The organism is Shewanella glacialipiscicola (assembly GCF_023283485.1).
Classification (GTDB): domain Bacteria; phylum Pseudomonadota; class Gammaproteobacteria; order Enterobacterales; family Shewanellaceae; genus Shewanella; species Shewanella glacialipiscicola.
In genome coordinates this window covers 1-14147 of the sequence record NZ_JAKILU010000031.1, presented here as the reverse complement: position 1 = coordinate 14147, position 14147 = coordinate 1, and the positions used below count along the sequence as shown (strand labels likewise).

The following is a 14147-nucleotide window of genomic DNA, read 5'->3' as shown; positions in this document are numbered from 1 at the left end:
TATCCTTGGTTCAGGTTACTTAGTCCCAAAAATTTTGTCACCAGCATCACCTAAACCTGGCAGGATATAACCTTTCTCGTTTAAACATCTATCAATAGCGGCAGTATATAATTCGATATCTGGGTGCGCCGCTTCTAACGCTTTAATCCCTTCAGGAGCCGCCACTAATACTAAGGCTTTGATTGAAGTACAACCGCGTTTCTTCAATAAATCAACGGTCGCAATCATAGAGCCCCCAGTTGCCAACATAGGGTCTACGACTAAGGCAATACGTTCGTTCATATCGCTAGCGAGCTTTTCAAAATAAGGTACTGGTTCAAGGGTTTTTTCATCGCGGTAAATGCCGACAACAGAAATACGCGCGCTTGGGATATGCTCAAGCACGCCGTCCATCATACCTAAACCTGCACGTAAAATAGGCACCACAGTGACTTTTTTACCTTTGATTTGATCAACTTCAACCGGACCATTCCAGCCTTCAATCGTCACCGTTTCAGTTTCGAAATCTGCGGTAGCTTCATAGGTTAATAAACTGCCCACTTCGGCGGCTAGCTCACGGAAACGTTTAGTGCTAATGTCACCTTCGCGCATTAAACCGATTTTGTGACGCACTAAAGGATGTTTAACCTCGACAACTTTCATTTTTCTCTCCTACTTTATTTTTCGGCGTATTATTTTAGGCAAATTTTTCAGATTCTAGTTGATTTGTTTATGAGGTAAAACATAAAGTTTTGCCATTCGGTCTAATCGTGAGCTATATCCCAAGAATAATCCTCAATCGCTTAAGATACGTACCCTAATTTACTGTTTTGTGACCAATCCAAACAATTCAATCAGTCAAATACCCTCTTATCTCAGCCCAAAATATTATGCCGAGGGGATAAATCCAAATCATGACTTTCGACCCCTAGCACAAGCTGGTAGAATACCGCCGCATAAAATCCAATAACGATGTACCCGAGAGGATCCCTCCGTGAGCACACCTACCCCACTGAGCTATAAAGATGCCGGCGTTGATATTGATGCAGGTAATGCACTGGTAACTAACATAAAAGCAGCCGTTAAACGTACCCGTCGTCCAGAAGTTATGGGCAACTTAGGTGGTTTTGGCGCCCTGTGTGAAATACCCACTAAATATAAACAACCTGTACTCGTGTCTGGCACTGATGGTGTTGGAACTAAGCTACGTCTAGCCATCGACTATAAAAAGCATGACACCGTCGGTATCGACTTAGTGGCTATGTGCGTGAACGACTTAATCGTTCAAGGTGCTGAGCCACTGTTTTTCCTCGATTACTACGCAACGGGCAAGCTAGATGTTGAAGCGGCGACTGCTGTAGTGAACGGCATAGCCGAAGGTTGTTTCCAATCTGGTTGTGCATTAATTGGCGGTGAAACCGCTGAAATGCCAGGCATGTACGAAGGTGACGATTACGACCTAGCCGGTTTCTGCGTCGGCGTCGTTGAAAAAGCCGATATCATTGACGGTAGCAAAGTTGCAGCGGGTGATGCGCTTATCGCATTAGCCTCAAGTGGCCCTCATTCAAATGGTTACTCTCTAGTACGTAAAGTATTAGAAGTGAGCCAAGCAGACCCAGAGCAAGATCTCAATGGCAAACCGCTAATTGAGCATCTACTTGAGCCAACCAAAATTTACGTAAAATCATTGCTGAAACTGATCGCTGCATCAGATGTACATGCAATGGCACACATTACTGGCGGCGGCTTCTGGGAAAATATCCCGCGCGTACTGCAAGATAACTTAAAAGCGGTTATCCAAGGCGATTCATGGCAATGGCCCGCTGTTTTCAGTTGGTTAATGGAAAATGGCAACATTGCAGAATACGAAATGTATCGCACCTTCAACTGTGGTGTCGGCATGTTAGTCGTGCTGCCTACCGATAAAGTCGATGCTGCACTGGCATTACTGGCGGCTGAAGGCGAACAAGCATGGCTTATCGGTGCTATCGCAAATCGTGAAAGTAATGAAGAGCAAGTGGAGATCTTATAATGCCCCAGAGCTGTCGTGTAGTTGTATTAATTTCCGGAAATGGCAGTAACCTGCAAGCGATTATCGACGGTTGCGACGATAATCTGCAGGCCGAAGTTGTCGGAGTCATCAGTAATAAACCCGATGCCTATGGCCTAGTGCGCGCTCATCATAGCGAAATTGATACCAGCTGCGTGATAGCTCACCAAGGTGAATCTCGCTCTGAATATGATGCACGTTTAATGGCGGTGATTGAGCTGTATCAGCCCGATTTAATCGTACTAGCAGGATTTATGCGTATTTTAAGTGATGATTTCGTTAATCATTATCTAGGTCGCATGATCAACATTCATCCGTCACTGTTACCTAAATATACCGGTTTGAACACCCATCAACGTGCTATCGATTCAAAAGACAGTGAACATGGCGCTAGCGTACATTTTGTCACGCCAGAGCTAGATTCAGGCCCAGTGATTTTACAGGCTAACGTGCCTGTTTATGAAGATGATACCGCTGATATGCTTGCCGCACGCGTGCATGAGCAAGAGCATGCTATTTATCCACTAGTGGTGAAATGGTTTAGTCAGCAACGGCTTAACATGCAAAATGGCCGAGCCTATCTTGATGGCACTCTTATCGGTCAGAGCGGTTACGCGCCCGATTAGAGCGGCTTTGAGCGTTAGTAGAAGCGAAATCACAAATAGAGACCTTAGGGTCTCTATTTTTTTAACTATTTTCTACAAAAGCATTGTTTTCTTAGGCAATGTGGCATTAGATAACTGAATGGAAAGTGATTTTTTGCTCGGCATGACAAGAGACTATTAGATGAAAAATATTATCTGCGATATCGATGGTGTACTACTACACGACAATAAACTGATCCCCGGCAGCGATAAATTTATCAAACGCATTTTAGAGCAAGGTAATCCGTTAGTCGTATTAACAAATTACCCCGTACAAACAGGTAAGGATTTGCAAAACCGTTTAAGCGCAGCCGGCATTGATATTCCTGAAGAATGCTTTTATACCTCCGCCATGGCAACCGCTGACTTTTTAAAACACCAAGAAGGCAGTAAAGCCTATGTTATAGGTGAAGGCGCCCTCACCCATGAGCTCTATAAAGCGGGCTTTACCATCACCGATATCAATCCTGACTTTGTGATTGTCGGTGAAACCCGCTCTTACAATTGGGATATGATCCATAAAGCCGCCGCTTTTGTTGCCCGTGGCGCCCGCTTTATTGCCACCAATCCCGATACCCATGGCCCAGCCTACAGCCCTGCTTGTGGCGCATTGTGCGCACCTATCGTACGGATTACCGGCAAAAAGCCTTTTTATGTTGGTAAACCAAGCGCATGGATTATTCGCTCAGCGCTTAATCATATGGATGGACACTCGGAAGATACCGTGATTATCGGCGACAATATGCGTACCGATATTTTAGCGGGCTTCCAAGCGGGGCTTGAAACCATTCTGGTCACCAGTGGCGTAAGTAAGCTTGAAGATATCGACAAAGAACCCTTCCGCCCGAACCATGTATTTGCCTGCGCAGGCGACATCGATGTTGTTTAATCACAAATCAAACCATTAATGTCGCTTTATTACGCCATCACTCACCACTTAACTTAAGTGCTTGCCGATGCAATAAGCTTCCTTTAAAGGCGTATTGCATCAAGCAAGGCAACATTAAGTAACACATTCTCCTGCCGCTCAGCCTTGTGGCTCGCTGCGGCTTGCTTCATGATAAGTCTCGCTTCTGATTGATTAACATAAATCTAAAATACCTTAATTAAAACAACAGTAGGATTAACCTATGCGACGTCTGTATCCACTCTGTGCATTAGCTATGCTCAGCGCCTGTAGTCCAGATACATCAGTACCCGATAGCACCAATACCTTGGCTGAACTCAAACCCGTGCAGTTTAATGAAGCACGTTTTAGAAATGATATTAAAACGCTATCATCTGATGAATTTGAAGGTCGTGCGCCGACCACTCACGGCGAAAAGCTCACCTTGGATTATCTGACCAAAGCCTTTACTGATATGGGTCTCAAAGGTGCGTATCAAGGCAGTTTTTTACAACCAGTGCCAATGGTCAGCTACACCGCAGATGAAGCGCAGCAAGTCACGTTGGCAGGGTTACCCTTTAAATATCGTCAAGATCTGGTACTTAGCAGTCGTCACGATAACGGTGGCGTTAATATTGAAAATGCACCATTAGTCTTTGTGGGCTATGGGGTGAACGCACCCGAATATGCTTGGAATGATTACCAAGATCTCGATATGAAAGGCAAAATAGCGGTGATTTTAGTTAATGATCCCGGCTTTGCACGCCCTGATTCGGGTAAGTTCAATGGCAAAGCAATGACCTATTACGGCCGTTGGAGCTATAAGTTTGAAGAAGCCAGCCGTCAAGGTGCCCTTGGCGCACTGATAATCCATGATACTGAGCCCGCCTCTTACCCTTGGTCAGTGGTAGAAAATAGCTGGACAGGCGCACAGCAAGATCTGGTGCTGAGTAAAGCTGAGCAAGATAGCCGAATTCAAGTCGAAGGTTGGCTCACCTTAGATACCGCAACCCAACTTTTTGAGAAAGCAGGTTTATCACTACCAAACCTCATGGCGCGCGCCGCCGATAGTTCTATCAATTTACCCCTTGAGCAAACGGCCAGCATCGTCTTTAAGAATAAAGCCGAATATGCAAATAGTTACAACGTGGTCGCCACGCTCACGGGTAGCACACAAGCCGATGAACAAATTCTCTATACCGCCCATTGGGATCACATAGGTAAAGATGAAACAAAAGAAGGCGATCAAATTTATAACGGTGCGATGGACAATGCCTCGGGCACTGCCGGCATTCTCGAAATCGCCAGACAATTAGCCGACAATGCAAAACAGGGTCACGGTTTAGCGCGCTCGGTCACCTTTATTGCTACCACAGGTGAAGAACAAGGTTTACTCGGCTCGCGTTATTATGCCGCTAATCCACTTTATCCTATTGATAAAACGGTCGCGGTACTGAACCTTGATAGCACCAATATCTATGGTAAAACCAAAGATTATACCATCATCGGCAAAGGGAAGTCGGAGTTAGAAAACTATCTTATTGAAGCGGCTACACAACAAAACCGTGTTTCAATGGGTGAAAAAAATCCTGCATCAGGTGGTTTCTTCCGTTCAGATCACTTCAGCTTTGCCAAACTGGGTATCCCTGCGGTATTTGCCGGTGGCGGTAATGAAGCAATTGATGACGCCACTGCTGCCTATAAAACCCAGATGCAAGCCACGATGAAAGGCTGTTATCACAATGTTTGCGATGAATACCATGAAAACTGGGATTTAAGCGGCGCACTGCAAGACTTGCAAGTGTATTACCAAGCCACTCGTGCACTAGGTAATAGCCAAGATTGGCCAGGATACTATCAAGGTACCGAGTTCAATCGCCTGCGACCAGCCAAAACACAGCTTGTGACAGATACGAAATAATCGGTGCTATTGAATAGGGTTGAGTAAGAGGCTTTTGGTATAAAGCGCTAACTCGGTGAGCACCGATGAGACAAAGTACTCGATCAGATTTAAAAGCACGTGATCCCATCACGTGCTTTTGTGTTTTTAGCCCACTAAACATGTTGAGTTGATTGAATACTAGCCGCTTAATTTCGTTGCATAATATGGTTACGCACCAGCTTATGCTATTTGTTAATGCCAGATAACTGAGGGTGAATTGATTAATAATAAAACACTGACATTTTTACACTCGCCATTTACGCTATTTTTGATAATTTTTTTGCAATCGGCACATTGCTTAAAAGCATTATGAATTCACCAAAACCTCTCACCCTAAACAATACAATAAAAACAAATCATCAAAAATAACCGTATTTAAATGATTTATCATTAATAAAACAAACCAAAAGCAAAGATCTAAATCAACAAAAACACCAATAAACAGATAAATCATCAAAAATAGTGTTTGGCAAACGCCCTAATTGCTGGCACATTAACACTCAATTGAGACATCCTCAAATGACAGACCGTGTGGGAGTTGTACTATGTGTTCAATCTTTTCGATTTTAGATATCCAATCTGATGCCAAAGAACTGCGCCAAGTTGCGCTAGAAATGTCTAAGCTAATGCGCCACCGTGGCCCTGACTGGTCAGGTATTTATGCCAGTGATAAAGCCATTCTTGCCCACGAACGTTTAGCCATTGTTGACATAGAGCACGGCGCTCAGCCGCTGCTAACAGAAGATGGCAGTTTGATCCTTGCGGTCAACGGTGAGATCTATAACCACAAAGAATTGAAAGCTCAGCTAGGCGATAAGTACAGCTATCAAACCAACTCAGATTGCGAAGTGATTCTAGCGCTTTATCAAGAGTATGGTACTGAATTTCTAGATAAATTAAACGGTATCTTCGCCTTTGTTTTATATGACAAAGCTCAAGATAGATACCTTATCGGCCGCGATCATATGGGTATTATCCCGCTATATACAGGCCGTGACGCTGCGGGTAACTTCTACGTTGCCTCAGAAATGAAAGCGCTAATGCCAGTATGTAAAACCGTAGAAGAGTTCTTACCGGGTCAATACTTGTACTCAAGCGATGCAGCCGCAGTGAAATACTACACTCGCGATTGGCAAAGTTATGATGCGGTGAAAGATAACCCAGCAAGCAAAGAAGAAATACGTGACGCATTAGAAGCCGCGGTAAAACGCCAATTAATGTCAGATGTGCCCTATGGTGTGTTGCTATCAGGTGGCTTAGATTCATCAATCATTTCCGCCATCACGCAAACCTTTGCTAAACGCCGCATTGAAGACGATGGCGAAACCAACGCTTGGTGGCCACAGTTGCATTCTTTTGCCGTAGGTCTTGAAGGTGCACCGGATTTAATCGCGGCTAAAAAGGTCGCCGATGCCATTGGTACGATTCATCATGAAATCCATTTCACCTTCCAAGAAGGGCTCGATGCGATTAAAGAAGTGATCTATCACTTAGAAACCTACGATGTCACCACCATACGTGCAGCCACACCTATGTACTTAATGGCGCGAAAAATTAAAGCTATGGGTATTAAAATGGTGTTGTCGGGTGAAGGCGCTGACGAATTATTTGGCGGATATTTATACTTCCATAAAGCGCCAAACGCACAGGCATTCCACGAGGAATTAGTGCGAAAACTTGATAAACTGCATTTGTTCGATTGTTTGCGTGCCAACAAAGCCATGGCTGCTTGGGGCTTAGAAGCCCGTGTGCCCTTCCTTGATAAAGAGTTTATGGATGTGGCAATGCGCATCAACCCAGAAGCAAAAATGTCAAAGGATGGCCGCATCGAGAAACATATTCTTCGCCAAGCTTTTGAACATAAATTGCCTAAAGAAGTAACATGGCGTCAAAAGGAGCAATTCAGTGATGGCGTAGGCTACTCATGGATTGACGGCTTAAAAGAACAAGCGGCAGCGCGCGTGGATGATTTACAATTGGCAAACGCGAAATTCCGTTTCCCATATAACACGCCAGAAACCAAAGAAGCCTATTTTTATCGCTGCTTCTTTGAAGAGCATTATCCACTGAGCGGCGCTGCTGAAACGGTTCCTGGTGGTAAATCTGTAGCCTGTTCAACACCAGAAGCACTGGCTTGGGACGAAAGCTTACGCGGTATTATCGACCCATCGGGCCGAGCAGTACGCTCTGTACACACCTCAAGCTATTAATTGAGGTGAAACAATTAACTTAAGAATATTAAGTACGTTAGATAAATAAAACATGATAGCCAAGCAAAACAGCTGGTTTTATTAGCGTCGTAAAAGCCACCCACCTTAGGGTGGTTTTTGCATTTAGATGAAGCTGACATTAATACTATTTTTCCGTTCGGGGTTTCAATCTCCATAGACTAAGCCGACAACGCATTGATTGGCTGCATTTGGGCGAGCGTGTGCCCCTGGACTTGCGTGTGAGAGTCAGTGTCAGCTTGGCGGTGAAAGTAAACATTATTTTGTGCCAACGCCATCGGATCTTGGGCTAAAAAAAACTGACCCGCCGCGATGCCCGCATGATAATCATGTCGCAAATCGGCATCGGTACTGCCTAGTAATTTACTTTGCAAATTTTCAGCGGCAAAAATTTGCACGATTTCTACATCCTCGGGGGGATTGGCGATAAAATCCAGTTCATCCTGATAGGCTTGTTCGTGCTGCACTAAATAATCGATGGTTTTAGGACAAAAGCCAGAAACACAAATCCAAGATTTTAATTTATGAACCCAAGCCGATTGCGCTTGAAAATCCTCACTAACAGTGCGGATAAGCACGATTTTACGGGCACCGCGGCGATAAGCTTCACGCACAGGTAAAGGTGCCGCTAAACCACCATCGAGGTAGAAATCACCACTAATATCAGCGGTTAATGCTGCGCTGTGATTAGAGGCACCGTTATTAGAAGCGTTGTCATCAAGCCAAGGCGTGAGTTTCACCCCTTGTTTATACAAAAATGGTAATGCACTGGAGGCTTTAAGTAGTTCACGCCATTGGTTTTTACTATTTGGACTTAAAAAGTAGCCTTTACGATCACTGGCATTGGTCGCGGTGATCAGTAATTGCCGATTACCTAAAGAGGCCGCCGCCGCGTTAAGATCTAGCTTAAACATGCCTTGTCGAGTCTGCTCAAAATACCAGTCTAAATCGACCACATTACCACCCACTAACCCTCGGCCGAGCCGGTAAAATCGTTTATGACGCGATAAACCACGGATCAATCGTTTCGCATATCCCTTCTGACGAGATAAAAAACTACTGAGGTTTTGTGAGCCAGCAGAGGTACCAATAAATAAATCGAAGGGATCAAATCCGCCATCAAGCCATGCATCGAGCACACCAGCAGTAAAAATGCCTCGCTGGCCGCCACCCTCAGCAATCAAGGCCACTTTGGGATTAACTGTGGATAAAGATTCTGTTGTGGATGAATGATTAACAAAATGCATGGAAAACCTTATCAAAAAATATCTATAAGGTGATTCTAAACAAGCTTAAGCGCCAAGGATAACGGATAGAAGCTATTAGCTTAACAGGGAAATACGGTTAAGCTAATTGAAGTACATTAACATTCTATGGTTGATTTTTCAGAAATTAGATTTGCAGATAACATAAAAAAACCAGCGACTGTGCGCTGGTTTAGGTTGTTCTGAGCTGAGTTAGCCCAGCATCATTAAGGTAAGCGCTTAAAAAATAGCTTCATCTAATTGCGTTAGCATTTCACTCGCCTGCTCGATTTGCTTACGTAAACTGCGACCTTGTACAGCCCAGTAAGCCATATAGAAATCGGCAGTTTTGAGTTTAGCCTGATAAAATGCGGTTTCTTCACTGCCCTGCTCCAATGCCGATAATGCAACGGCGGCGCTTCTGGCCCACATCCACGCCAGCGCAGTCACACCAAACAATTCTAGATAAGCCATAGAGGCCGCGCCGATAATGTCAGGATTGGTCGCCGCTTGCGAGGCTAAATAACCGCTGGCTTTTTGTAAATCGCCGGCACAATCCATCAAACCGTTCACATAAGGCTGCATTGAGGCGTTGTTGCTCTGTGATTTAATAAACTCAGTCACTAAAGCCGACCATTGCTGCATCGCGGCGCCGCGATCAGCCAGTAATTTACGTCCAACTAAATCCAATGCCTGAATACCGTTAGTCCCCTCATAAATCATGGCTATACGGCTATCTCGTACAAATTGTTCCATACCCCACTCATGAATATAGCCATGTCCACCAAAGACTTGCTGCGCATCAACACAGGCATTAAAACCACGATTAGTGATAAAGCCTTTCACTACTGGCGTAAATAATGCGGCTAACTGAGAGGCGACTTTAGCTTTGGCAGGATCGGTATGACGCTCGGCTTCATCAAGCCATAGGGCTTGTTGGCCAACAAGTGCACGTGCGCCCTCATTAAAGGCTTTTTGCGATAACAACATACGGCGCACATCGCCATGAACCAAAATCGGATCGGCGGCTTTTTCAGGGGCTTTCGCGCCGCTTAACGCGCGGCTCTGTAAACGGTCTTTAGCGTAGGCTAACGCATTTTGATAAGCTATTTCAGATACACCAAGACCTTGTACACCTACGCCTAAGCGCGCTTGGTTCATCATAGTAAACATGGCGCGCAGTCCTTGATGTGCATCGCCCACTAGCTCGCCCAGTGCGCCATCAAACACCATCACGCAGGTTGAGTTACCATGAATGCCCATTTTATGTTCAAGACCGCTGGCATACAAAGTATTCGGCGCCCCTAAACTGCCATCGCTATTAACTAATACTTTAGGTACGGCAAATAACGAAATCCCTTTCACCCCTTCAGGTGCATCTGGCAAACGAGCAAGCACTAAATGCACTATATTGTCGGTGAGCTGGTGATCGCCAGATGAGATAAAGATTTTCTCGCCCGTAATGGCAAAAACACCTTCGGATACGGGAACCGCTTTAGTGCGTAATAATGCCAAGTCAGTGCCAGCATGAGACTCGGTTAAGTTCATGGTCCCAGTCCATTCACCACTGACCAATTTGCTCAAATATTTTTGCTTTAATGCATCACTGCCATGGACGTGAATAGCGGCATACGCACCGTGGGTTAACCCAGGATACATGGCAAAGGCCATATTGGTTGCCGTTTGCATTTCAGCTGCAAAAATACCAACGACTTCAGGTAAACCTTGGCCGCCAAATTCAGGAACACAGGTCAGTGTCGCCCAGCCATTAGCAACAAATTGTTGGTAAGCATCATGAAATCCATCTGGCGTAATCACTTTTCCGTCGACCAGTTTACATCCCTGCACATCACCCACACTGTTAAGGGGTAACATGACCTCAGTTGAAAAATCAGCCATGCCTTGTAAAACCGCATTGACTAATTCAGGGTCAATTTCATCAAAGCCCTTAAGTGCATCTTGCTGATAGATGTGTAACATTTCATCGAGGATAAATTGATAGTCGCGCAGCGGCGCTTGATAAACTGGCATAATCGGTTCCCTTTTTTAGTTAAACGCAATTCTACTAAGTGCTCCGACCACTTTAACGACATTTATCAAAAAGGGAAGATCCCCTCAGCATGAGTTTTGGCTTTTGTTTACACATACAAACAGCAAAACTGTAAATTGATCGCAACAAAGCCTTATACTGAGTCGCAAAAGTTTGTAAGCTAAGCATCTGTATTTTTTGCTACATCATCCGAGTTGAGGATATTTTTACTATGGGTTCTGTCACTACCAAAAAGCACGCCAATGGTCTCGATTATGTCGAAGTGAGCTCGGCGTTATGTCAGGCAAGAATTTTTTTGCAAGGCGCACAAATCGACTATTTTCAACCCGTAGGTAAACCACCTTTACTGTGGGTTTCTTCGGCTGACGATTATCAACCCGGTAATGGGATCCGTGGCGGTGTACCGGTATGTTGGCCTTGGTTTGGCGTGAGTAGCGAGCCTAATTTTCCTCAGCATGGTTTCGCTCGCACCCGTATTTGGTCGCTTGAGTCGGTTGAAATGCGTGACCAACTAGTGCATTTACGTTTCAGTTTAAAAATTAGTGAGCAAGATAAAATCTATTGGCCACACAATACTCAAGTGAGCGTTTTATTTACACTAGGCGAGACGCTAAGCATTAGTCTTATTAATACTAACTTAGGCGATAAAACGGTTACCCTAACTCAAGCACTGCACAGCTATTTTCCAATTGAAGATATCCACCAACTCAAAGCCAGCGGTTTTAATGGCTCAAAATACATCGAATTTGCTGAAGGACCTTATCCGCAAACCACCGATGAAGTGCACTTTGATCGCGAGACAGATCGTGTCTATACCGATCTCGGCCCAGTGCAGCGACTGCATACGCCGCAAGGGATTATCAAAGTCAGCCGTGAGAACAGCCGCTCTGCCGTGTTGTGGAACCCATGGATAGATAAATCTCAACGCCTAGGTCGTTTTAATCCAGAGGATTATCTCACTATGGTCTGCTTAGAAGCCGCCAATGTATTAGAAGATAAACTGGTACTCGCCCCAGGTGAAAGTCATAGTTTAGTCACCCACATTTGCTGGCAAGATTAAGCATTTCAATTAAGTAGTTAAATCAACTACGTGACCAATAAAATTTAAACAAAAATGCCCAGACTCACAAATCTGGGCATTTTTATCATCGCTCACATTTAAAGTAAGACTTAAGGCAAAACTTACTTAGCCTATTTTTCTAAGCGCGCCAACAAGCTAGAAGTATCCCAACGACTTCCTCCCATACCCTGCACTTCGGAATAGAATTGATCCACCAACGCGGTCAATGGCAAGTGTGAGCCATTACGACGGGCTTCTTCTAAGGCGATGCCTAAATCTTTACGCATCCAATCGACTGCAAAACCAAAATCATAGCTTTGGCCCCACATTGTCTTGTAGCGATTCTCCATTTGCCAGCTCTGCGCCGCGCCCTTGCTAATGACTTCAATCACTTTTTCACCATCAAGCCCCGCGTTACGGGCAAACTGCAGTGCCTCAGCCAAACCTTGCACCACGCCGGCGATACAGATTTGATTAACCATCTTAGTCAACTGGCCAGCACCGACATCGCCTAGACGCTCGGCGCAACGAGAAAAGGCTTCAATAATCGGTTTAGCGCGGGCAAATATGGCTTCATCGCCGCCAACCATGACCGTTAATAGCCCATTTTCAGCGCCCGCTTGACCGCCAGACACTGGCGCATCCAGAAAGTGAACGCCCTTTGGGGCTAACACTTGATAGAGCTCACGCGCTACATCGGCTGAAGCCGTTGTATGGTCAACTAACACCGCACCTTTTTCGATACCATGGATAACGCCATCCTTACCTAACACGACTTCACGCAAGTCGTTATCATTGCCCACACAGGTAAACACAAATTCTTGTCCCTGAGCGGCCTCCTTTGGTGTGGCGCAGCAACGACCACCATAGGTTTCAACCCAAGTTTGCGCCTTAGAAAAAGTGCGATTATAAACAGTGACCTCATGGCCTTTGTTGAGTAAATGTCTCGCCATGGGGTATCCCATTACGCCTAAACCAATAAATGCGACTTTTGCCATGAAATGATCCTCAAATAGGTAAACAAGATGAATTAATTAAAAATTGCGGAATCTGGTTCTGTATTCTCTGCCCAATATATTACCGCTAAATCCTGAGTAACAAACACGAGAAATGCTAGCAAGTGTTTCAATCTATGGCTTTCTTTGCGGTAATAAATGGGAGCGAAATAAGAATGCAGTTTAACATCCAGCCAGTATAACGCGGCAGGGATAAATCAAACTGAGTGGCAAACGCACTTTTCGGCACAAACAACAAAGGCGCCAGAAGCGCCTTTGTTGTTATCATTTATCGCATTATTTCACTACGTGGGCTTCCATTTCGGCGCCAATTTTTTTACGCATCTCCATCAGGCGCAATGCTGAATCCCGTAAATGAATATCATAATCCGTTTGTGGTATCCATTCTGGTACTGGTGTGGGTTGACCCTGTTCATCTACAGCCACCATGATCACAATACAATGGGTAGTAAGATGACGCTCAGACACTTTAGGATCACCTGCCCGCACATCAATACCTATGTGCATGGAGGTCTTACCGGTATAAATAACTTTAGCGCTGACTTCGACGATGTTGCCGACCAAAATCGGCTGTACAAAACGAATTCCACCGGCATAAGCGGTAATGCAATATTTACCGCTCCAACCCGCAGCGCAGGCATAGGCCGCGAGGTCGATCCACTTCATCACCGCGCCGCCGTGGACTTTACCGCCAAAATTGACATCCGCAGGTTCGGATAAAAATCTCAAGGTACTTTGTCTATCGATACCAGCCATATAACCTCAACTTATTCAGCCACTATGGCTCAATGTTCTCGCGTAATGAGTTGAGTTTACGATAGAAAGCTTAAGTTGGGTAAAGATAATTACAATTGGCCTTATCAAAGAATTCGATTTAACCAAAGTGGCTAATAAGCACGCAGCACAGCAGTAAACCGGGCAGAGCTAAACGATAAAGCCAAAGCTGTAGCGCACTACTAATACCAATTACTTTAATTATATGATCTAATAAGTCGTCACTTTCTAACCTTACAAAGTATGAACAAGCCCAATATCCTAGCCCTAGTTA

Annotated in this window: 11 protein-coding genes; 6 read left to right on the top strand and 5 right to left on the bottom strand. The window is 44.8% G+C overall.

The window, feature by feature from the left end; genetic code table 11:
• Positions 1-15: 15 nt before the first annotated feature.
• Positions 16-642: a uracil phosphoribosyltransferase gene (gene upp / locus L2717_RS16575; RefSeq protein WP_220773945.1), complete on the bottom strand. Its 627-nt coding sequence runs from the start codon at positions 640-642 to the stop codon at positions 16-18.
• Positions 643-973: 331 nt separating this feature from the next.
• On the opposite strand from upp, the gene purM reads away from it, so the two are divergent.
• The 5 genes from purM (at position 974) to asnB (ending at position 7711) form a co-directional block, all read left to right on the top strand.
• Positions 974-2011: a phosphoribosylformylglycinamidine cyclo-ligase gene (purM, locus tag L2717_RS16570; protein ID WP_220773944.1), complete on the top strand. Its 1038-nt coding sequence runs from the start codon at positions 974-976 to the stop codon at positions 2009-2011.
• A complete protein-coding gene (purN, locus tag L2717_RS16565) occupies positions 2011-2655 on the top strand; it encodes a phosphoribosylglycinamide formyltransferase (RefSeq protein ID WP_220773943.1) in 645 nt (214 codons plus the stop codon). The genes purM and purN overlap by 1 nt, the downstream gene beginning before the upstream one ends.
• Positions 2656-2815: 160 nt before the next feature.
• The gene (locus tag L2717_RS16560) at positions 2816-3562 is read left to right on the top strand and encodes an HAD-IIA family hydrolase (protein WP_220773942.1); all 747 of its coding nucleotides are present in this window, start codon (positions 2816-2818) and stop codon (positions 3560-3562) included.
• A 241-nt stretch (positions 3563-3803) separates the two neighbouring features.
• Positions 3804-5480, top strand: a complete 1677-nt coding sequence (locus L2717_RS16555; RefSeq protein ID WP_220773941.1) for a M28 family metallopeptidase — start codon at positions 3804-3806, stop codon at positions 5478-5480.
• 566 nt (positions 5481-6046) lie between these two features.
• On the top strand, positions 6047-7711 hold the full coding sequence (gene asnB / locus L2717_RS16550; protein WP_220773940.1) for an asparagine synthase B: 1665 nt from the start codon (positions 6047-6049) through the stop codon (positions 7709-7711).
• A 179-nt stretch (positions 7712-7890) separates the two neighbouring features.
• Here asnB and L2717_RS16545 read toward each other — a convergent pair whose 3' ends face one another.
• Together L2717_RS16545 and L2717_RS16540 are read right to left on the bottom strand one after the other, a co-directional pair.
• Positions 7891-8976: a patatin-like phospholipase family protein gene (locus L2717_RS16545; protein ID WP_220773939.1), complete on the bottom strand. Its 1086-nt coding sequence runs from the start codon at positions 8974-8976 to the stop codon at positions 7891-7893.
• Between the two features lie 237 nt (positions 8977-9213).
• Positions 9214-11004, bottom strand: a complete 1791-nt coding sequence (locus L2717_RS16540; RefSeq protein ID WP_220773938.1) for an acyl-CoA dehydrogenase C-terminal domain-containing protein — start codon at positions 11002-11004, stop codon at positions 9214-9216.
• 230 nt (positions 11005-11234) lie between these two features.
• Between L2717_RS16540 and L2717_RS16535 the strand changes: the two genes are divergently transcribed.
• Positions 11235-12083, top strand: a complete 849-nt coding sequence (locus tag L2717_RS16535; protein WP_220773937.1) for a D-hexose-6-phosphate mutarotase — start codon at positions 11235-11237, stop codon at positions 12081-12083.
• Positions 12084-12214: 131 nt separating this feature from the next.
• Here the strand turns inward: L2717_RS16535 and L2717_RS16530 are convergent, their stop codons facing one another.
• On the bottom strand, positions 12215-13081 hold the full coding sequence (locus L2717_RS16530) for an NAD(P)-dependent oxidoreductase (protein WP_220773936.1): 867 nt from the start codon (positions 13079-13081) through the stop codon (positions 12215-12217).
• A gap of 294 nt (positions 13082-13375) precedes the next feature.
• Complete coding sequence (locus L2717_RS16525) at positions 13376-13855, bottom strand: acyl-CoA thioesterase (RefSeq protein WP_220773935.1); 480 nt, start codon at positions 13853-13855, stop codon at positions 13376-13378.
• Positions 13856-14147 lie beyond the last annotated feature (292 nt).